The organism is Methylomonas methanica (assembly GCF_001644035.1).
GTDB lineage: Bacteria > Pseudomonadota > Gammaproteobacteria > Methylococcales > Methylomonadaceae > Methylomonas > Methylomonas methanica_A.
Map to the genome: position 1 here is coordinate 64886 of NZ_LUUG01000075.1, position 21271 is coordinate 86156.

Genomic DNA, 21271 nt, shown 5'->3' on the forward strand with positions numbered 1-21271 from the left:
AGTTTGCGTCTGATTTCCCACCGATCTTCGCAAAAACCACCGACAACATCATGAAACTCAAACTGGTAGTGATAGGCAACGGCATGGCCGGCATGCGCACCGTTGACGAATTGATTCAAACCGCGCCGGACCGCTACGACATCACCGTGTTCGGCGCCGAGCCGCACGGTAATTACAATCGCATCATGCTGACGCCGGTGCTGTTCGGTGCCAAAAGCGTTGCCGACATCATGATTCACGATTTTGATTGGTATCTGAAAAACCGGGTGACCTTGTATTGCGGACCGGACAAAGCGGTTGTCGATGTCGACCGCGAGCGCCGCTGCGTGATTGCCCACGACGGCACCTGCGCGTTTTACGACAAACTGTTGATCGCCACCGGGTCCTTACCGCTGATGCTGGATATACCAGGCCGTGACGTTGAGGGCGTATTAGGCTTTAGAGACATCGCCGACGTGGAAACCATGATAGAAAAAGCCGCCAGCAAACGCCACGCGGTGATTCTGGGCGGCGGCTTACTGGGGCTGGAAGCCGCCAACGGCTTGTTGCAGCGCGGCATGCAAGTCAGCGTGATCAATCGCGCCGACCATTTGCTGAACCGGCAATTGGACCACAAGGCTGCGGCGTTTTTACAGCGGCAATTGGCGGATAAAGGCATTCAGTTTCATCTCGGCACCACTATCCAACGTATAGACAACCGAGATCGGCATATCAGCGCGGTAGAACTGAGTAACGGCGAGGTTTTACCGGCCGATATGCTGATTATGTCCACCGGCATCAAACCCAATATCAGTCTGGCCAAACGCATCGGTCTGGATTGCCAACACGGCATCGTGGTCGACGACCGCATGCGCACTAGCGACCCGGCGATATTCTCGGTCGGCGAATGCGTGCAACACCGGGGCGAATTGTTCGGTTTGGTCGCGCCGGTCTACGAACAAGCCAAAGTCTGCGCGCAACAACTTGCGGGCCAGGCCGACAGCCAATTTAAAACCTTGTCATCCGCAACTATGTTGAAAGTGACCGGCATCGATTTATTTTCGGTGGGCGATTTCGAAGGCGACAGCGAATGCCAGATTTTGCAGCTGATCGATCACGGGCTGGGCATCTATAAAAAAATCGTGCTGCGCGGCGACATCGTCATCGGCGTTATTTTATACGGCGACACCAGCGACAGCGCCTGGTATCTGAATTTGGTTAAAGACAAAACCCCAATCTCCGCGATCCGCGACCGCTTGATGTTCGGCCGAATCCCGCTGGCACGCGCGGCTTAAATTCATCGACACATGAACACCATCAAAACCACTTGCCCTTATTGCGGCGTCGGCTGCGGCATCGAAGCCACGGTAGAAGACTCCGCGACGCACCGGGTCAGCATCAAGGGCGACAGCAATCACCCTGCCAATTTCGGCAAACTTTGCTCGAAAGGCGCGACGCTGGGCGATACCGTGACGCTGGAAAACCGTCTGCTCTACCCCAGCATCCACGGCCAACGTGTGGATTGGGATAGCGCGCTGAACCATGTCGCGGAACGCTTTAACGCAATTATCGCGCAACATGGACCGGAAGCCGTGGCGTTTTATGTGTCGGGCCAATTGCTGACCGAGGATTACTATGTCGCCAATAAGCTGATGAAAGGCTTCATCGGCACGGCGAATATCGACACCAATTCCCGTTTGTGCATGTCGTCGGCGGTAGTCGGTTACAAACGCGCCTTCGGCGCCGACACGGTGCCCTGCAATTACGAAGACCTGGAACTGGCCGAATTGATTTTACTGGTCGGCTCCAATACCGCCTGGTGCCATCCGATCGCCTTCCAGCGGATCCGCAAGGCCAAGGAAAACAATCCGAAATTAAAGATTGTCGTGATCGATCCGCGCGCCACCGCCAGTTGCGACATTGCCGATTTACACCTGCCGGTCAAGCCAGGCATGGATGCGCTATTGTTCAACGGCATCCTGGCTTATTTACAGCAAAACAGCCGGATTGATCAAACTTATGTCGATACGCATACCGACGGTTTCGAACTGGCGTTAAGCGAGGCGATAAAAACCGCCGGCAGCATCGAGCAAGTTGCCGCCGGCTGCGGCTTGACTAGCGAAGCAGTCGGCACGCTGTTCGATTGGTTTGCCAACACCGAAAAAACCGTCACTGTGTATTCGCAAGGCATCAATCAATCCAGTTCCGGCTCGGATAAATGCAATGCGATCATCAATTGCCATCTGGCAACCGGCCGCATCGGCAAACCGGGCATGGGGCCGTTTTCCTTCACCGGCCAACCCAATGCGATGGGCGGCCGCGAAGTGGGCGGCTTGGCGAATACCCTAGCCGCACACATGGACCTGGAAAACCCGGAACACGTCGATAGAGTCGGCCGTTTTTGGGGCAGCGCGAATATTGCCGGCAAGCAAGGCTTAAAAGCCGTGGCGATGTTCGACGCCATCGCCGCCGGCCAAATCAAGGCGGTGTGGATCATGGCCACTAATCCGGTGGTATCGATGCCGGATGCCGATAAGGTCAAACGCGCCCTGCAGCACTGCGAGCTGGTGGTGATTTCCGATTGCATCGCCAATACCGATACCAGCCAACTGGCGCATGTGCTGTTGCCGGCCACCGGCTGGAGCGAGAAAGACGGCACCGTGACTAATCTGGAACGACGTATTTCCCGGCAACGGCCCTTGTTTCCGGCATCCGGCGAGGCCAAACACGACTGGTGGATCATCAGCCAAGTTGGGCGAAGGATGGGGTTTAAGGACGCTTTTAATTACCAATCCAGTGCCGATGTATTTCGCGAACATGCCGCGCTGTCGGCCTTCGAAAACGATGCCGAGCATCAGCGACGCGATTTCAATTTATCGGCCTTTGCAGACTTGGATGGGCCAGGCTATGACGCACTGCAACCGGTGCAGTGGCCGGTCACAAACGAGCAAACCGCGGGTACGGCCAGAATGTTCGCGGACGGCCAATATTTCACCGCCAATCGTAAAGCCCGCTTCATCCCGATTACCCCGCGTCCGCCGGTTAACGCGCCAGATACCGATTATCCGTTTACGCTGAATACCGGCCGCTTGCGCGACCAATGGCACACGATGACCCGCACCAGCCTTGCCGCCAAATTGAACGCGCATCGCCCGGAACCCTTCGTGGAGATACACCCCGCCGATGCCGAACGCCTCGGTTTAGCCGCGCGCAGTCTGGCGCAGGTCAAAAGCCGTTGGGGCAGTATGCTGGCGCGCGTCGAGCTCAATTCCGGTCAGCAAATCGGCAGCCTGTTCGTGCCCATGCACTGGACCGCACAACTCAGCAGTCACGGCCGCATGGGCGCTTTGGTCAATCCGGTGGTCGATCCGCAGTCCGGGCAACCGGAAAGCAAGCAAACGCCGGTGAAAATCAAAGCGTGGCCGGCACAATGGTATGCGACAATTTTGTCGCGTCGCCCCTTACAAATCGCCAGTGCCGAGTATCAGGTCAGCGTGCGCGGCGACGGCTACTTTCGCTACGAATTGGCTTCTACCGAGCGCGGAAAGGACTGGCGGGCATGGAGCCGCAGTCTGCTCGCCGCCGTCGAGCACCGTGAAGACGATAACTGCTGGCTGGAGTACAGCGATCAGCAAGCCGGCCATTACCGCACCGCTTATTTACCGGACCACGAATTGCAAGCCTGCCTGTTGGTCGGCCCGGATTGCGAATTGCCCGAGCCGGGCTGGCTGGGCAGTTTGTTCGCAAAAAAAGAGCTAAGCCGAGCCGAGCGCTTGAGTTTGCTGAGCGGCCAGCCGCCGAAAGGTGAAGCCGATATTGGCCGAATCGTCTGTTCGTGTTTCAATGTCGGCGAAAAAACCATCAGACACGCGGTGCAAGCCCATCAAATCCAAAGCGTAGCCGGCATCAGCGCCTGTTTAAGCGCCGGCAGCGGTTGCGGTTCCTGTATCGCGGAACTGAAGGAGTTTTTACCCAAACCTAATTAACTTTGATAGCCCAAGGGACGATGCAAGCTAAAACACAGTTATTTCCATATTTTCAACCCATCATTTCGGTGGCTAGCGGCAAAATCGTCGGCTACGAAGCCCTGGCCCGCCAATACGACGGCAAAGGCAAAGTCGTGTCCGCCGGCGCCCTATTCTCTTCCGCCGATGTCGATGCCAAAACCCGTATCGAATTGGACCGCCAAGTCCGTTGGCAAGCTCTGGAAAAGTTCTCGGCATTAGCCGATACGCAAAGCTATCTGGCACTGAATATTTCCGCGGCCTGGATAGAAAATCTGCGCCAGTTGAGCACCCTGCCCACACTACGCATGTTGGACGAGCTGAATATCGACAGGCGGCGCATTATCGTGGAAATTTCCAACGCGCACGTCGATCCGCAGAAATTAAAACAAATCGTGCAGCGCTACCGCAAACACGGCTTGAGCGTGGCTATCGGCGATTTCGGCGCCGGCTCCTCGCAGCTGGAACGGGTGATCGCCATTCAGCCCGACATCATCAAAATCGATATGCGGCTGTTCAAATTGGCCACCAAGGGCGGCATCGCCGGCGACATCATTCATATGATTTCGCGCTTGGGGAAACGCACCGGCTGCCGGATTATTTGCGAAGGCGTGGAGTCAGACGAAGCGTTTTTATTCAGCTTGAACTGCGGCGCGCAATTCATGCAGGGGTTTTTATTTGCCAAAGCCGAAGCCGATTTTCAGCCGGCTGAGCTGTACGAACAGCATATCGCTTCGTTACGCAGTAAGTTTTTGAAAAATACCCTGGCCAAGGTGCAAAAGAAAGTCAGCGCCATCAACACCACCAAAACCCTGATCTACAAGCTGGCCGAAACCTTGCAAGACGATTTCAACCTGAACGAACTGGTCAGCTGGAACTTTACCGATAGCGGCGTGATTCGTTTTTATCTGTGCAACAATCAGGGCGACCAGATTTCGCCGGACTTTAATTTCAAGGAAAACCAATGGTTTACCGATCCGCGCAAAATCGGCTTTAACTGGTCTTGGCGCCCGTATTTCTTTCAATTGCTGGCGTTGGAAAACTGCAATGATCGCGGCCGCATCGTCACGTCTGAACGTTACATGGATTTTGAGACCAGTTTGCTTTGCAAAACCCTGTCTTTACGCCTGGATAGCGAGCGGATTTTGCTGGTGGACACCGTCGCCGGCGATTGATTTATCGTAAAGACAGGCTTTCGTCCGGCTCAGCAGACGACAAGGGTGTAGGGGCGAATTCATTCGCCCGTTTGCCGATATTGAAGTCCAAAGTCGAATAAATCCAACCCTACTGTGGGTTCTAGAAACAGTTACGATTTATCTAAAATACACCGCCGCTAACAGCAATAAGGCCAAGCCGGCATAGCGCCAACCGATATCGACCTGTTGCCGACCGGGCTTGGCGAAATCTGCTTGTTGCAAGACTTGATCCAGGCTGTCTGCGTCAGTCAGCCGCCGATATTGCAAACCGCTTTCAGCGGCCAGTTGGCGCAGATAGCTTTCGTGCAGCCGGCTCATATGTTCGTCGCCAGTCGCCGCCTCGCTGCCGAATGGGGCGTTACGGGCATTGTAACCCTGGATTTTCTCGGGATTCAGATCCGATTCGCCAAACGATGAGCGGTGCGGCACGTCTTCGAGTTTATAAAAACCCTGGCGTTGGCCCTTGGCGTCGAACTTGGGGATCGGCGACAATTGGTCGCCGCCGACGCCGACGATGACACCCTTTACCTGATCCTTGACTACCGACAGGTCGGGCTTATAGCGCGCATTGGGCGGCGGCGCTTCCTGGCCGTCGCTGAAAAACACCAGGGTCTGGTCTTTGTCTTTCAACATCTCCAGCGTGCTTAACAAGCCGCTGGCGATGCGGCTATCGGCGGCCCAGGCCATGCGCCAGTCCAGCGCCGCAATCGCCGAGTCTATCTCGGCAAAACCCGAGCAGACTTCTATCGGTTCGAACAACAGGGTGGAACGGCGTTCGGTGAATACCCCCAAACCCACTTGCGAACCACACGGCAGTTTCAGCAATTCCTGCCGCAGCGCCTGTTTGACAAACTGCAAGCGGCCGACCGGCTGCTGATCCAGTTGGTAATCCTCGGTGTTCATGCTGCGGGTAATATCGACAATGAATGTCAGCCGATATAGTGACGCTTGCGCGCTGGTTTGCGGATGGAAAAACACCACCGACAAGATCAGCAGCGCCGCCGCGAGCAGCCAGAAACGGTAATCCCTCAGATTGGGGGTGATGGTCATTTAGGGAGCTCGTAGGTCCGGGAGAATGGCGCTTGTAGGGCCGAATTGATTCGGCCTGTTGGCTGGTTCGAAGTCTTCGGTTGAATACATTCGACCCTACACTTTTTAAGGCAAGCCACGCGGGAAGCCGGGCAAGGTGGTCCACAGCTGGGTCTTTTGGCTAAGATCGTCCTTATCGTCGCCGCTAGTGATTCTGTCCATCTCCGGCAGCAGCCGCATCGCCACTTCCAAGTTGTACTTGGCATCCCAAAAATTGCTGTCCAGCATCAAGGCTTCCCGATAGGCTTGTTTTGCCAAGCCTAACATGGGCATAGCTTCATTGATATTGCCGGCCTGGGCTTTTTCCATGGCTTGCCGCAAATACAGATTGCCCAGGTTATAGCGGGTTTGCGCTTGGGCCACCGCGCCGGATTGCTGCAATAACAGGTTCAGCGTCGCCAAGGCTTCATCGTAGCGTTGGTGCCGGCCTAGATACACCGCCCTAGCCATTCGCACTTCCGGCGATGAGGTCGCCAATTCGTCGGCGCCGACATCCTTGCCGGCCAGCAATTGGCAGATCAACCGATTTTGACCGGCAAGCCCATACAGTTGCAGCAATTGCGTCAGTGTCACCAATAAGGCTATCGCCAATGTGGCCCATAGCAGCCAATGTTTTAGTTTGCGGATCACGGTCTGGCCTCGCAGAGTTTCACGCCCAACAATAACAGCAACATGACCGCCGCAAAGGCATAACAGCGCGTCGATAAATCTTGTTTGGGAATCCGTTCGAAATAATGCAAGGGCCGGTTTTCCAGGCGGTTGATGTCGTCTACCGCCTGTTGCAGGGCGCCGGGCGTTTCGGCTTCGTAGGCTTTGTAAGGAATATGCAGGCTATTGAAAAACAGATGCAGATAACGCTCGGGCATGGCCTGGGCATTATCGTCGCGCGGATCGTCCGGGATTTCGAACAAACCCGGACTATTGGCGGTGCGCAGAAACACCCAATACAAACTGACTTGCCGCTGTTTGAACAACTCGCGCAAGGCGGCTTCGCTGTCGGGATCGATCACCGCCGCGCCGTCCGACACCAACAACACGATGCGCGAACCGGTCACCGGCCGGCTATCGAAGAATTCAAGCGCCATGCTCAAGCCCTTGCTGACGTTGGTATAAGCCAAAGCCGGCAAGGCGGTGGCGTCTATCGCGGCATGAATGGCGGCTTTATTTTCGGTGAGCGGCAGCACGAATAGTGGCGAGGTGCTGTATTCGGCGATACCGATCAGATCATGCTGGCGGTGATCGACAAACTGATTTAATAGGCGGCGGGCGGCTTTGGCTTTGGATTCCTCGCCCTGAGCATCCGGTGCCTTGCCGGCAAAAGTATTATCCATGCTGTTACTGCGATCCAACAGCATGACGATATGCGCACCATGGCCGATGCGCTCGACTTGTTGTTCTTGCAAATACGCGCCGGCCAAACCTAGCGTCAATCCGGCTATAGCCAGCACACCCAGCAAGCGGATCAAACCGCTGACGGCGAACGACAAGGGATCTGGCGGCAAGATAGCCAGCCAGGGATAAGGATTGGCGACCGCTCCCAGTCTGAATATCGGCAACAAACAGAGCAATAAACCCAGCAATACCCAGGGATACTCCAAGCCCAAATTCATCGGCTGCCTCGCTCGATTTCCCGGCAGTGCAGGCATAGGGTTTTGATTTTTTGCAGATCGTTCTCTTGCGGCAGTATTGAAGCGTCGCCGAAGAAGTAGCGGTTGGAGTAGTCGAAAAACCAGGCCAATTCATCGGCGACGCTGCGATATTCAGGGTGGCTTTGATAAAACTCGGCTAGTTTATGTAAGAACACAGGCTTACCGTGCAAACTGTTAAAGGCCACGTGTAGCGCGCCGAGCGCTTGCGGCAAATGGTGCAGATCAAGGTTTTGCAAGGTACGCAACGCACGCTTGAATACGCTACGTTTCGGTAGTCCGGGCAAGTAGCCATAGAGCCAGGCCAGCCGCACAGCGATGCCCATAGCCACAGTCAAAGCAATAAATAAGCGTTGGACAATTTCATTGTCGTCCAGCAAGGTTGGCGCTTGGTCCGGGCGCATATACTCGCCGTGCTGATCCTGCCTGACCACCAATTCCCGCAATGGCGCGACCGTAAACGCCCAGGCTCCGACCGGCTGCTCCAGGGTCTGGCCGTGTTGCCGAAAACGCAACATAAAACCGGGGATGTTCAGCTCCTTCACTTCCAGCGGCGCGTAAAATTGTTGATACAGCAGATCGATTTGGTATTGTTTGCCGTCGCTGCCGTCCTGTTCCGTGACGCTGACATCGTTGAGTTGTAACCAACGATTGAGTCGGCCTTGGGCCGGTAGGCTGCTGCGTTCGAGTGCCATGCCCGATCGGGTCTCGACCACGATGCGGTGACGTATGGTATCGCCGATCACATAGCCGAACGGCCGCGGTGTTTGCAGTTGAAAATCGCGTAGCGGCTGGTTGGACATCCCGGAACAAGCAGCCAACAGCATCGTTATTATCAACGACGCCAAACTGAAGCGAATCTGCTGCGGCGCCTGCATCACCCTGCCCTCTTTAAAAAATATTGTGCTAGCTGTTCCGAACGGTAGCCGCTTTCGATAAATAACGGCTCACAGCCAAACGCCCGAAAATGGTGTTGCAATTGGCTATGACGCTGGGCAAAAGCCGTCTCGATCTTGCGCTTCAAACTGGGACGCAACCACAAGGTGCGGCGCTTGCCGGTTTCCAGGTCCTGGAGTTGGAACAGGCCCCAATCCGGCAACCGGCTGTATTCGGCTTGATCCCACAGCACCAGCGGGATCACATCGTGACGACTCAAGCGTTGCAAAATAGCCTGTAATTGCGGCAGCGGAACATGAAAATCCGACGCCAAAAACACCAAGGCCCGATGATTGGGGAGATAACGTTGGGCTTGCAGTAAGCCGATCGAGCCGGGCTGGAATACCCGCTTTTGCAGACGTTCGGCTAGAGATTGAATCCGCCCCATGTGTTTTCCGGCGGGCAAATAGCAGTCGGTTAAAACCTGCTGGTTACAAGCGATAAAACCCACATTATCGCCATACTCCAAGGCCGAAGCGGCAATGGATAACAACATATCGGCCAGCACACGGCGCTTGTCGTTGTTTCCGACGAAACCCATGGAAGCCGACAAATCAGCCAGCAAAAACACATCGACCGCGCTTTGTTGCTGCTGCACCCGCACTTGATAGTTGCCGAACGGGTCTAGCAAGCTGGCGCGCAAATCGATGCGTCTGGGGTCCGGGCGGGCGATCAAGGTGTCATGGCGCTTGAACAACTGGCCGTTGCCGACCATTTGTCCGGGATGCGCGCCGGGAAACACGCCGACTACCGGACGCGGCAGTCGGTATTGGAAGGGTTGGGTGTGAGCCGACATGGTCTTAGCGTGCCATTGTCTATTGACTGACGACCAAGTTAGCCAGTACGGCCGTGACCACGATGTATCCCGGAATGGAAAATCTCAGCGGCACCTTCATCAGTAACGCCACGACGCCCGAGTATGTTTGCTCATTGCGGCTATGGATGGCTTCGCCGAACAGCCACAGCAGGGAGTTGAGCAGGCATAAAGCCAGGATCGTGAAAAAACCGACATCGCTAAACAAAAACGATTTGTTAGCCAACAGTGAAATGCGCTCGCTGGTATCGATAAAATTGGCGGTCAAAATGCCTATCATCAATCCGCCTTCGTCGAAGGCCACCAGAAAAAAGGTATAGGTAAACCGCCGCAAGCGCCGACTAAACTCCGTCATGGCCGGAAAATGCAGCGATAGATATAACACCGGTAGACTGAGACAAAACAGCAAGGTGCCGACCACCGCCAACAAAATCCAGAATTTAAAACCCACCGCATCGTTCAGAGCGCTGGTGTAATACGCGGCATACGGCACGTCCGAGTGTTTATCCAGGCTACTGGCGATAAATGAGCAGATAAAACCGACGCCGGACCAGGTTAAATAGGTTTCCAATAAATGGCCAAGGCCGGCATGCGGCAGCATGGCGTGCAGAGTCGCTTTAATATTCATGGGTGTTACGGTGCGGCGATGTGATTGAGGATGCTGTCTATCAGGGCGGGAATCAGTTCGTCTTTGCGATAGCTGTACATCGGATTCAGAAATATCCGGTGCGACATCGTCACCGCGTAGACCGCCTGGAGATCTTCCGGCAACAGGCTGTCGCGATTTTCCAGCCAAGCCCGGACTTTGGCGGCGCGGATCATGTAGCCGATGCCGCGGGGACTGGCACCGGCTTGTAGCAGTTGATCCATTTCCACGTCGTTCAACTTGATACCGAAGGCGCGCGGATCGGCGCTGGCCTTCCACAAATCCAGCGCGTATTTGCGCAAAGCCGCAGTTGGCTGGATGCTTTGCTGAATCGCGGCGGCCCAGTCGTTGAGCTGATAATAAGGAATCTGGCTGGCGGCCATTTCGCCGATCAAGGCGTCGACATCGTGGTATCGCGGATTGAACATCAAATCATCCAGCACCGCGTCGTCACGCGGCGTGTCGATAGTGATCTCCATGAAAAACCGATCGCGGGCGGCGGCCGGCAGTTCGAAGGTTTCTTCTTTTTCCACCCGGTTGCGATCGGCAAACACCTGAATGTGTGGCATCCGGTATTCGCGGTTGAACGCGCCTATGCTGCGCTCGGCCATCACCCGTAATAGCAGCGAGTGTACTTGCGGGCGGGCGCGATTGATTTCGTTGAAGAAAAATACCGACAACTGTTCGCCCTGTTTTAACAAAGGGCCGGGATCGACACAGGGGCGGCCGTCGCTGTTCAGATAGGTGTAATAAATCAGATCCGCCGGCATCAGGTCGATGGTGCCTTCGATGCGTTGATATTGGCCGCCCAGCCCGTGGGCGACAGCCCGCAATAAGGTAGTTTTACCGACGCCCACCTGGCCTTCCAACAACACATGGCCGCGGGCGAATACCGCTATCAAAAGATTGCGCACCGCCGCCTGTTGGCCGACGACGACCCGGTTGATTTGTTGTTCCAACTGCAGCGCACTGGCGCGCCAGTCGCTGAGGGTTTGCTTGCTTGTCATGGCTGCTTAAATGCCGATGTTTAAAGACGATATTTAAAAATCTCCGCGGATTCAACGGAGTCGTGAACTTGAGAGCTGTTATCGAAGCCGCAGAAAGGTTACCGCCGTCCCTGGCGGCGTCCTAAGGGTTCGCTTTGCTGGGAAATTGCCAGGGAACGCTGCGCGCACCCTGGCCTACCCATGGGTTACTGACCTTCCACGTCGTAAACGAACTTGCCGGTTTTCGCCATGATCTCGGTGCGCTTAGCGTTGCGCGCTTCCATTTCCTTGATGGACTGGGCTTGTTTGTTCAGTTCGTTCGGATCGTGTTTAGGGTCGTATTTGCTGCCGGCCACTTGCGCCGGATAGCCTGGTTTCGGCTCCCAGCAGTTACCCGCTTCTTTGCATTTGGTGCCGTCGTAGGCTTTTGCCGTGCCGGACAGTCCTAAAGCCAGTAATACTGCGCCTAACATTACTAGTTTGTTCATGTTGATCTCCTGATTAATCAAATTTAGATTTTCCCTCGTCCGGAGAATGTAGGTTGGGCAAAGCGAAGCCCAACAAAATCCGAATGTTGGGCTTCATGGTATTCAGCCCAACCTACGTTTTACGACAGCCTGCGGAGCGAGGGGTTTGGGGTGAAGGTTTTACTTCAACCAATCGGCTTTTTTCGGATCGCCTTTATAAATGCTGCGCAAGAAAGACATAATGTGCAGCATATCGTCGGTGCTGAAGTTGACGTATTGCGGCCCCATCATGCCGTTGGCGCCGCCGAACAAAATTTCGAACAAGCCTTGGTCGGTCAAGCCACGCGGATAGGTCCAGTAGTCGTCGGCCAGGCCGGGCCCGAGCTTGCCTTCGGCTTCATGACCGTGGCAACCGGAACAGCCGGTCATATACAGACTTTCGCCTTTTTTCGCGGCTTCGGCATCGCCGTTGTACGGGTTTTTGCCGGTCTGCATAAATTGCTTGAATTTGTCGGTGTTACCGCCTTTCTTGGCAAAACTCAAATCCAGCGTCTCGCCGGTCAAGGCATGGCGTAGCGTAATATCGGCTTGGGCCGTCGGCATAGCCAACACTGCCAGCGTCAGCGCCGCGCCGCTCAAAACTGTTGTAAGTTTCATTCTCGAATGTTTCCTGTTAGTTCATGGACAGAGCGGTATCGGGTTGATCCAAAAGCGGAATACCGTCCGCTTCCAGCAAATCCTCGATCTCGTCCTGTTGATCTTTGATAAGTTTGTTCAACTGGGTCAGCAAAGCGGTATCACCCTTACGCACGCCAATCGACGTACTGTAGTGAAAACCGACCTTCTCGCCGTCGGCCCGCTGGTTGTTATCCGGGATCACGGTCATGGTCAACGGTGTGCTGGACGCCTTGACGTACCGCGCCGCCGCCGGCCCCCACAAGATCGCTATTTCGGCCTTGCCGGTTGCCACTTCGTTAACTAGCTTGTCGTTTTCGTATTTGACGTATTGGTTGCGTTTGGATTTAAAACCCGCAAGCTCTTGCTGATAATTGAACATATCGTTGTACCGGCCAATCGCCCGCAGCATGGTTTCGGCGGGCGTACCCGGCATAAAGGCAATCCGTTTGGCTTTGCGTAGCGCTTCGCTATCCCAGTTCTGCAAGTCCAGTTTGTCGTCGCTACGGCTGATAAACACATAGCCCGAGCGATAATAAGGCGCAGTGGTAGCCAAGCGCGGATCGCCTTGGTCGACGCCCATCACCACATCGCATAAGCCCTTATCGACATAATCGCGAATGAAATAGCGCGGATCGGTCCAGGTCACGGTCTCCAGTTTGCGACCCAGTTGTGCGGCCACATACTGCGCCAGCTTGTTTTCAAAGCCCTCGCCGTTTTTATTGGAGTAAGGCATCTCGTTTTCGGCCGTGCAGACTTTCAAAGTTGGTTGTTCGGCATGCACATTTGCGATACCAAAAGCCAAAGCAGTAAAAATAAATATCGATCTTTTCATGGATGTCGTTCAACGTAGGGTGGGCACGCAATGCCCACCGATTCGGCCAACAAGGTGGGCACAAGGTGCCCACCCTACGATTTGAGTTTCGCGCCAGTTCCGGTTATAGCGCAAACACCATCACGCCGCCGCCCATTTGGGTGTAGTGCGCCAATTCCTTGAACGCACCCACCGCACCCAGACCGGCTGTCGGATCGGCCAAATCGAACACCAGACCGACGCCAGGCCAGCCGCCGACACCGTAATAAATCGCCACATACTGTTTGTTGTTGTGTTTATAGGTAATCGGATGGCCGATGACGCCGGAAGGCAGTTTGAATTTCCATAACTCTTCGCCGGTTTTGGAATGACGGGCTTTGATGTAGCCGTCCAGGGTGCCGTAGAACACCAAGTCGCCGGCAGTGGCAGTAGTACCGCCCCACACCGCGAATTTCTCTTGAACTTCCCATTCCATTTTGCCGGTAACCGAGTTCATGGCTTTAACTTGTCCCAAAGTGCCTTTCGGACCCGGATACATGTTTAAAGTCGCGCCCACAAAGAACTGACCCGCACGGTAGGGCAACATAAACGGTTCCCAGTCCATGCAGATATGGTTAGTACCCATGAAGAACAGTTTTTTGTTGGGGTCGTAGGACTCGATACCCTGGTTGTGGTAACCCATCGCCGACGGACAGATGCCAGTGGCTTGGTGATCCATGTGTGTGGAATATTCCGGATCGCGAATCGGTAAGCCGGTTTTCAGATCGACTTTTTTCACCCAGTTGACGGTGTCGTCAATTTTGAAGGCGTTAACCAAGTTACCGTTTTCGCGGTTCAAGGTATATACCAAGCCGTTCCGGTCGGGGTGAGTCAGCAATTTGGTCATTTTGCCATCGACCATTTGCTCGGACAGACCCATGTAGTTAACACCGGCGTAGTCCCATTCGTCATGCGGGGTTTTTTGGTAACCGAATTTGGCTTCACCGGTGTTGACGTCTCGGCCCCAGATGGTCATGGTCCATTTGTTATCGCCGGGACGCATGGTTTCGTTCCAAGGCGCCGGGTTGCCGGAGCCGTAGTACAACATTTCCAAGTCGCTGTCATAGGCATACCAACCCCAGTTGGTGCCGCCGCCGATTTTCCAGGCATCGCCCTCCCAGGTTTTCAGACCCAGACCGAATTGGCCGTAATGCGGGTTGGCGCTATTAAAGTCTTTAGACAATTTGATGTCTTCGTCAGGACCGGTGGCATATACGCGCCAAGCCTGTTTACCATCCTTAATATTGTAAGCCGTGGCGTAACCGCGCACCCCCAGCTCGGCACCGGAGGTACCGACGATGACTTTGTCCTTCACCACGAACGGGGCGATGGTCAAAGTGGAGCCCATGGCAATATCGGAGTTTTCCATTTTCCACAGCACTTCGCCAGTCTTGGCGTTGATCGCTACGACATGACCATCCAATTGGTTCAAGAAAATTGTGGCGGGGTAATCTTTGCCGGCCGGCGCATAGGCCAAACCGCGGTTAACCACGTCGCAGCAAGCTACCGCACGGGCCGCCGGATTTTGCTTGGGCTTGAACTGCCACAAGATTTTGTCCGGCTCGTCCAGGCTAATCGCGAACACGTTGTTAGGATAAGGGGTATGCACATACATGATGCCGTCTACCACCAACGGGCCACCCTCGTGACCGTTCAGAACGCCGGTCGAAAACGACCAAGCGACTTTCAGGTTTTTAACGTTATTCGCGTTGATGTCGATCATTTCGCTAAAGTGAGTCGAACCATAATCCTTGGTCTGCATCACCCAGTTGGTGTTTTGCTTGGACATCTGTTCCAGTTCTTTATTCGCTTGCGCCGATTGCGACACGGCCAAGGCCGCAGCCGTTACTAAGGCCGTGGTCGATACCTGCTTGGCAAACCGTGAAATTTGCATGAATCCTCCTATGTTGTTTATTAGGTTGCATGGCCCGGCAAATCGGTTGGTTAGGGGAGCCTTCCGTTAAAAGCGGATACGCCATCGGCATTTCCGGGCAAAATCAATCACACGCTGCGCTTAATTTTGGCGTCAATCCGTGACGCGAGATCTTGCTTTGTGGCAGAAATCTCCTTCACTTTTCACATCAGCAATCTCGATCAAGTCGCACACAATATTGACTTAGACCTACCGGGCCATGCTGGCGCAAATGTTAAAGAAGGCGGCCTATCGGGCGTTACGGAATAATCCACGAATAGCCTGGGAATTCAGCGGAAAAAGTCCTGGAAGTTTTCCCGGTACGCCGCAGCCGCACTCCTCGACAAAACGGGAAAAGCTCCCATGGTTTCCCGGCATAAAAATCGGCATCATGGCAGGGCAAGAAACGCCAGCCATGGATAGCACCGGCTCTGCCGAGGGCGTTTCTTGCTCTTCCTCTCAACAAAGCAGGACACGTATTTAGTGGCGAATAAAATCAGCGTTTTATTGGTAGACGACCACGCGGTAGTCAGAGCCGGTTACAAGACTTATCTATCATTGTCGGAACGGATAGGCGCCGTCTACGAAGCCGATAGGGGCGAGACCGCCTGCCAGGTATATGACAAGCAGACGCCGGATGTGGTGGTGATGGATTTATCGATGCCCGGCTTGGGCGGCTTGGAGTCGGTGCGGCGCTTATTAGTCCGCTATCCCCACTGCAAGATTTTGGTATTCAGCATTCATAACGAGCTGGTGTATGTGACCAGAGCTATTAAAGCCGGCGCTAAAGGCTATATCACCAAGAATAACGAGCCCGACACCTTGGTCACGGCAGTCTGCACGCTCGCCGAGGGCGGCACGTATATCGAGCCGGCTTTGGCGCAGCAATTAGCGGTCAACATGGCCATTGGTCAGGACGAGGCTTACAAGGTTAAATCCTTGTCGCCGCGCGAATTCGATATTTTTTGCTTGCTCGCCAATGGCTTGAGTACCCGTCAAGCGGCGGAGAAATTATGTTTGAGCTATAAAACAGTGTGCAATCACAGCACGGCGATCAAGGAAAAATTGAATGTCAAAACCATGTCGGAATTGACCCTACTGGCCGGTCGCCAGGGTATCGTCAAAACCGGCAACGGCATGTATGAGCCGGACAGAACAGAGAGCCTCCATCCTTAATTCTGTATGAAGGCGCTTGCGGCCGAAACTCCCAACTGCATCGCTGCCCCCCCCCCCCAACCACCGCATATGGACGCGTGATTTAAGCCTTATTAGCCTTAAAGCTGCGCCGATCTTAATCATTACTTCATTATATTTTCATCTTCAATTCATCTTGATTGGTTAATCTGAAAACTGAATAACCTTATTAAAAAAAGTAATAAAGCACCACCGAGGAGCGACGCGGTATCGGATGTTGACCGTTTGCTTCCATTTATATGGGCAATTCATTAACAGTTACCCATCCGATCAAAACGTATTCATGGGAGATAGTATGAATGCACGTCTATTTATATTTCGGTTTTTGCTGATTTTCCTGGGCTTATCCGGGTTTGGCAACGCACACGCCCTGGAACTCACGCCCAATTCCGTCGAAATCTTAGTGGGTGAAGTGGTAACGGTCACAGTTACGAAATCATCCGGAAGCATAAGCGTAAAATCCAGTAATACTGGCGTGGCGACAGTCAGTTACGCTAGCGGTATCGCCAGCATCAAAGGCTTAAAAGCCGGTTCGGCGACTGTCACGGTGAAGGATCGTCGAAGCTCAAAACGCGTAGAAGTCAAAGTGATCAGCGCCCCCGCCTCCGTCTTGACGATTTCGCCCGCTGTGGTGGCGGTTAATGTCGGCGGCAGTGCGAATATAACTGTAACTAACGCCTCCGGGGCCGTCAGTGTCCAATCGTCGGACAACTCAGTCGCCACCGTCGGTTATGCCAATAATCTTGCTACGGTAAAAGGCATTAAGGCCGGCTCGGCGACAGTGACCATCCGCGATAGTAAGACGTCCAAAACGGTAGCGGTGACGGTTTTAAATACCACGGCCATCGGCGAATACACCTTACTGGCCTGGAATGACTTAGGCATGCACTGTATGGATGGTCTGGATTTTTCTGTGTTCGCTATCTTGCCGCCATACAACACCTTGCATGCGCAATTAAAAGATAAAAACGGTAAGTTAATCAGTAGCAACGTATTGCTGACTTATGAAGCAGTCGCCGACAGCAGCGGCTCCATCAATACCAGTAGCGCCAACAAAACCAATTTCTGGTCTTGGGTCGGTGAGTTAGTGGGCCTAAATCCGGCACCGGATGTCGGTGTTAACCTGGACGGACTCGCCAGCGGTAAGCCGATGCCCGGCAACAAAACGCCATCCTTAAAACCTGCGCCCATGACCTACAACACAGCGTTCGGCTGGTTCGAGGCCGAGGGTATTCCCATTACTCCGTTCGACGACAAAGGGAACAAGAACTTTTATCCGACCGTTAAGGTAGTGGCTAAGGACGCGCTGAGCGGTAAAGTGCTGGCAAGCACCACTACCGTATTGCCGGTCAGCGACGAGATGACTTGCAAAGGCTGCCACGCATCCACCGACGCCAATAACAATGCCGCGCAAACTGCTGCTAAACCCTCGGCCGGCTGGGTGTTCGATACTGACCCTGACAAGGACTGGAAACGCAACATTCTGCGTCTGCATGACGAAAAACAGGCTGCCAATAAAGTCTTTAACGATGCGCTTACCACTCTAAATACTAAAGGCTACAAATCCAGCGGTTTACTGGCGACGGCGGACGCTGGCCAACCGGTTTTGTGCGTGGCTTGCCATGCCAGCAACGCTTATTTCGACAAGGAGAACAAAACCACGGTGATGGGCGGCATGGCCGGCATTGCGCCGTTTACCCAGTCATTGCATTTAAAACATGCCGAGGTGAAGGACCCGGCCACGCAGTTGACGCTCGATAGCCTGGACAACCGTAGCGCCTGTTACCAATGTCATCCGGGATCGGTGACGCAATGTCTGCGCGGTGCGATGGCTACAGCCACGGACGCAAGCGGCGACCCGTCAATCAGCTGCCAAAGCTGTCACGGCAATATGAAAGCGGTGGGTAGCCCGACCCGGCAAGGCTGGTTCAACGAGCCGACCTGCGAGTCTTGCCACAATAGTGCCGCGCCCGGCAAACGTGCCGTCTCCGGCATCGACGCCAACGGCAAAGCCATTGTTCCTGCCGATCACACTTTTGCCACTAACGCCAATACGCCGGTTCCCGGACTGAACTTGTATCGCTTCAGTAAAGGCCATGGCGGCTTGCAATGCGAGGCTTGTCACGGTTCGACGCACGCGGAATATCCCTCCACGCACGCCGACGAAAACCTGCAAAGCATTGCCGTGCAAGGACACGCCGGCACGGTAGCCGAGTGTAAGGCCTGCCATACCACGGTTCCGAATACGGTAAACGGCGGCCCGCACGGCATGCATACCACTGGCGACGCCTGGGTCAAGCAACATGAAGACGCTAGTAAAAACGGCACACCCAGCTGTAGTTATTGCCATGGCACCACCAGTGCCGGCACGCCGCTAAGTGCGGTAAAGGTTGCGAAAACCATTGATGCCGATGAGTTTGGTATCAAAAATTGGCCGGCTGGTTATCAGGTGAGTTGTTTTAGCTGTCACAACGGACCCAATCCGTAAAACCTCAGACAGCAGATCGCCCCGCAAGGGGCGATTTTTTTTGCGGGTTTACATGCTAACAACAGCAACATAGCCTTGAGGCTAATGTTAAGTTGATTCCAACCATACATAAATTTGGCGCCCACAAATACGCGAGGTTATTGAAATCAACACACAAAACTCCCTGGCGCCATCATTTCTAGGTAAGCAGGAGTGACGAATTGCCGAGACTGCCTTTAGATTTATTTCTCCAACCTCGCTTTCAAGCCGCTCAAGCCGTTCTTAAAAAACTGCGTCATTGCTTTAACCGCCGCTTCGTCACTCAAATTGTCCGGCGGTGTATTGCCGGTATCACCGCGGTAGAATCGGCTTTTGATGGTTACCACGCTGCTGTCCACGGTCTCCCCTGCCGTGACTTTCACATCGACCGTATGCGAACTGGTCGGAATTGCTTTGGGATTTTCGGTTTTCAACCGGTAGCTGTATTCGTGCTCGGCTTCGTTGTAATAATCCAGTTCTTCAGTGATGGTTTCATCGTTTTGAAACGTCAATGTACGCAGACCGCCGGACTGATTTTTGCCGTCACCCGTGCTCTTTTTTAAGTCGGTATGCCAATTAGCAATGTCGTCGAAGTTTTTTAATTCGCTCCAAACCTTGGCGAGCGGCACTTGAATCGTCACCGATTCCTTGGCTTTTTGCGGCGTCGGGCCGTGAGCGTGAACTTGCCAGGAAAGTAGCAAAAAGCTGAATGAAAGCATGATGTGTCGCATGGGCAATCCCGAAGGGTGGTGAAAACCGGGTATTATCCAGGCGCACCGCCAGCGTTCATCGGGAATAAACCCCGAATAGATCCGGGGAAACTTCATTTAGCCTACTGCCATCAGCTGCCGAAAGGCACGCGCATAGCCAAACCGATTTGGTAAAACCGATCAACAGTTCCCCGGTTCGATCAGCATTTATTGCTGTAGATTTAGATCGCTTGGTCTTGTTTTTCGATAGTCAACATAATCGATTTTTGTTGGCCGCTCGCACTGGTATGAGTGATCACGACTTGTAGCGGCAACTGCGCGGCGCCAACGCTGTCAGTACTGAAGCTTAACGATTGGCTATTAAAACTCAGCCAAGCGGGTAACGGCTCGCCGTTACCCATTTTCGCCGAAACCGTGCTGTCTCCCGCCGTTGTAGGCAGTACTCCGGCTGGTAGCGCAAAACTAAATCCACTTGAATAGTTATTAACCTCAACGTTGGCGACGATCTGCACCTGACCTCCCGCTACCAAGGTTTGGGACGCCAATAAATGTACGGTATTGCCTATTTGCGTCGGCGCCGTACCACCCGCCGTCAAACCGGTGGTACTTCCACCGCCATTGATCCCCGAGTCCGCAATATTGAATTGCACGGTCCGGTTGCTGTCGGTACCGCGTAGCGCCGAAAGCGCCAAGCCGCCGGCTTTACCGCCACCGTTGGAGCCGTCACCCGCACTGCCATTTCCGCCACTGTTCGGTACAGCGGTACCGGCGTCGACGATATCGGTTGGCGTATCGACGGCAGGGCTTTGTAGGATGGTGACAACTGGATTGCCGCCGGCTAGCGTGTAATTGCTGGCCAAGCCGCCATTACCGCCGTCTCTCAAGGCCAAGGTTCCAAGATCGACTGGTTTATCGACACCGGCGCTGCTATCGGACATTTGACCAGCCCCGCTCAGCGACAGAGTTTCATTGCCGACCAAGGTGCCTAAATTGAAAACATCGGCATTTACAAGGTTACTGCCGTCGAACAACCTCGAACCGGTTAAATGGATGACGTAAGGCAAAATGGTGCTGGTAGTGTTATCGCTGTAACTGATTGCGTAGTTGTTGCCACCGTTGCCGTCGGAAACGCTAATACCGCTAACCGTCACGGTGCCGCCGCCGCTGGCGTTCTTATCGATAAATGTGTACACACCGCCGGATAAACTGTCCGCGCCGAAGAGTTGGCTACCGCTGCCGGCTTTGATGATTGGGGTGCCCGAGGCGGACGTGGTGCCGTCGTAAGTTTTGATAATGTCGCCGGTGGTCAAAACCAGGTTGGCTGGGCTGATGTCGGCGCTAAAGTCACCGCCAATCAAGGTATAGTTGCTGGCCAGACCGCCGTTACTGCCATCGCTGAGAGCCAACGAGCCTAGCGCAACCGTTTTACCGGTGCCGACGTTTTTATCCGCGACCGTTCCGACTCCGCTCAGGGTCAGTGTTTCACCGCCGACCAGAGTAGAGGTCGTCAAACTGGCGGCATTGATGGCGGTGGTGCCGTCGTAACTACGACTGCCGGTGAGGTTGACCTGGTAAGCCGTAATATCCGCGGTATGCGTGCCGCCGCTCAGCGTATAGTTGCTGGCCAAGCCGCCGTTGCTGCCGTCGGCCAACGCCAA

18 protein-coding genes are annotated in these 21271 nt (G+C 54.3%); 5 read left to right on the plus strand and 13 right to left on the minus strand.

Annotation, left to right across the window (positions count from 1 at the left end):
- The first annotated feature begins 50 nt into the window (after nucleotides 1-50).
- From A1332_RS13005 to A1332_RS13015, 3 genes are read left to right on the plus strand one after another with little or no spacing between them, the layout of a single operon-like run.
- Complete coding sequence (locus tag A1332_RS13005; RefSeq protein WP_064008916.1) at nucleotides 51-1274, plus strand: NAD(P)/FAD-dependent oxidoreductase; 1224 nt, start codon at nucleotides 51-53, stop codon at nucleotides 1272-1274.
- Nucleotides 1275-1286: 12 nt separating this feature from the next.
- Complete coding sequence (locus A1332_RS13010) at nucleotides 1287-3965, plus strand: nitrate reductase (protein WP_064008917.1); 2679 nt, start codon at nucleotides 1287-1289, stop codon at nucleotides 3963-3965.
- Between the two features lie 20 nt (nucleotides 3966-3985).
- On the plus strand, nucleotides 3986-5158 hold the full coding sequence (locus A1332_RS13015) for an EAL domain-containing protein (protein WP_064008918.1): 1173 nt from the start codon (nucleotides 3986-3988) through the stop codon (nucleotides 5156-5158).
- Between the two features lie 138 nt (nucleotides 5159-5296).
- Here the strand turns inward: A1332_RS13015 and A1332_RS13020 are convergent, their stop codons facing one another.
- The 11 genes from A1332_RS13020 to A1332_RS13070 all read right to left on the minus strand — a co-directional run bounded on the left by A1332_RS13020 (nucleotide 5297) and on the right by A1332_RS13070 (nucleotide 15185).
- On the minus strand, nucleotides 5297-6229 hold the full coding sequence (locus A1332_RS13020; RefSeq protein WP_064008919.1) for a vWA domain-containing protein: 933 nt from the start codon (nucleotides 6227-6229) through the stop codon (nucleotides 5297-5299).
- A gap of 105 nt (nucleotides 6230-6334) precedes the next feature.
- A complete protein-coding gene (locus A1332_RS13025; RefSeq protein ID WP_064008920.1) occupies nucleotides 6335-6898 on the minus strand; it encodes a hypothetical protein in 564 nt (187 codons plus the stop codon).
- Nucleotides 6895-7878, minus strand: a complete 984-nt coding sequence (locus A1332_RS13030) for a vWA domain-containing protein (RefSeq protein ID WP_064008921.1) — start codon at nucleotides 7876-7878, stop codon at nucleotides 6895-6897. Before A1332_RS13030 ends, A1332_RS13025 begins: the two co-directional genes overlap by 4 nt.
- Nucleotides 7875-8792, minus strand: coding sequence for a hypothetical protein (locus tag A1332_RS13035; RefSeq protein WP_064008922.1), 918 nt, complete (start codon nucleotides 8790-8792; stop codon nucleotides 7875-7877). The genes A1332_RS13030 and A1332_RS13035 overlap by 4 nt, the downstream gene beginning before the upstream one ends.
- Nucleotides 8792-9646 (minus strand): DUF58 domain-containing protein, encoded by an 855-nt coding sequence (locus A1332_RS13040; RefSeq protein WP_064008923.1) that lies wholly within the window; start codon nucleotides 9644-9646, stop codon nucleotides 8792-8794. Before A1332_RS13040 ends, A1332_RS13035 begins: the two co-directional genes overlap by 1 nt.
- Before the next feature lie 19 nt (nucleotides 9647-9665).
- Nucleotides 9666-10292, minus strand: a complete 627-nt coding sequence (locus A1332_RS13045; protein ID WP_064008924.1) for a hypothetical protein — start codon at nucleotides 10290-10292, stop codon at nucleotides 9666-9668.
- Nucleotides 10293-10297: 5 nt separating this feature from the next.
- Nucleotides 10298-11317: an AAA family ATPase gene (locus A1332_RS13050; RefSeq protein ID WP_064008925.1), complete on the minus strand. Its 1020-nt coding sequence runs from the start codon at nucleotides 11315-11317 to the stop codon at nucleotides 10298-10300.
- 185 nt (nucleotides 11318-11502) lie between these two features.
- Nucleotides 11503-11784, minus strand: a complete 282-nt coding sequence (locus tag A1332_RS13055; protein ID WP_064008926.1) for a methanol dehydrogenase — start codon at nucleotides 11782-11784, stop codon at nucleotides 11503-11505.
- Between the two features lie 159 nt (nucleotides 11785-11943).
- On the minus strand, nucleotides 11944-12420 hold the full coding sequence (moxG, locus tag A1332_RS13060; protein WP_064008927.1) for a cytochrome c(L), periplasmic: 477 nt from the start codon (nucleotides 12418-12420) through the stop codon (nucleotides 11944-11946).
- A gap of 16 nt (nucleotides 12421-12436) precedes the next feature.
- Nucleotides 12437-13273, minus strand: a complete 837-nt coding sequence (gene moxJ, locus A1332_RS13065; protein WP_064008928.1) for a methanol oxidation system protein MoxJ — start codon at nucleotides 13271-13273, stop codon at nucleotides 12437-12439.
- A gap of 103 nt (nucleotides 13274-13376) precedes the next feature.
- The gene (locus tag A1332_RS13070) at nucleotides 13377-15185 is read right to left on the minus strand and encodes a methanol/ethanol family PQQ-dependent dehydrogenase (protein ID WP_064008929.1); all 1809 of its coding nucleotides are present in this window, start codon (nucleotides 15183-15185) and stop codon (nucleotides 13377-13379) included.
- Between the two features lie 501 nt (nucleotides 15186-15686).
- On the opposite strand from A1332_RS13070, the gene A1332_RS13075 reads away from it, so the two are divergent.
- Together A1332_RS13075 and A1332_RS13080 are read left to right on the plus strand one after the other, a co-directional pair.
- Nucleotides 15687-16379 carry a response regulator transcription factor gene (locus A1332_RS13075; protein WP_064008930.1) on the plus strand — a complete coding sequence of 231 codons (693 nt, stop codon included), beginning with the start codon at nucleotides 15687-15689 and terminating at the stop codon, nucleotides 16377-16379.
- Nucleotides 16380-16692: 313 nt separating this feature from the next.
- On the plus strand, nucleotides 16693-18885 hold the full coding sequence (locus A1332_RS13080; protein WP_064008931.1) for a multiheme c-type cytochrome: 2193 nt from the start codon (nucleotides 16693-16695) through the stop codon (nucleotides 18883-18885).
- 221 nt (nucleotides 18886-19106) lie between these two features.
- Here A1332_RS13080 and A1332_RS13085 read toward each other — a convergent pair whose 3' ends face one another.
- Nucleotides 19107-19634, minus strand: coding sequence for an SRPBCC family protein (locus A1332_RS13085; RefSeq protein ID WP_064008932.1), 528 nt, complete (start codon nucleotides 19632-19634; stop codon nucleotides 19107-19109).
- Between the two features lie 200 nt (nucleotides 19635-19834).
- Nucleotides 19835-21271: YDG domain-containing protein (locus A1332_RS25675; protein WP_197491454.1), on the minus strand; the 1437-nt coding region annotated here is incomplete at its 5' end.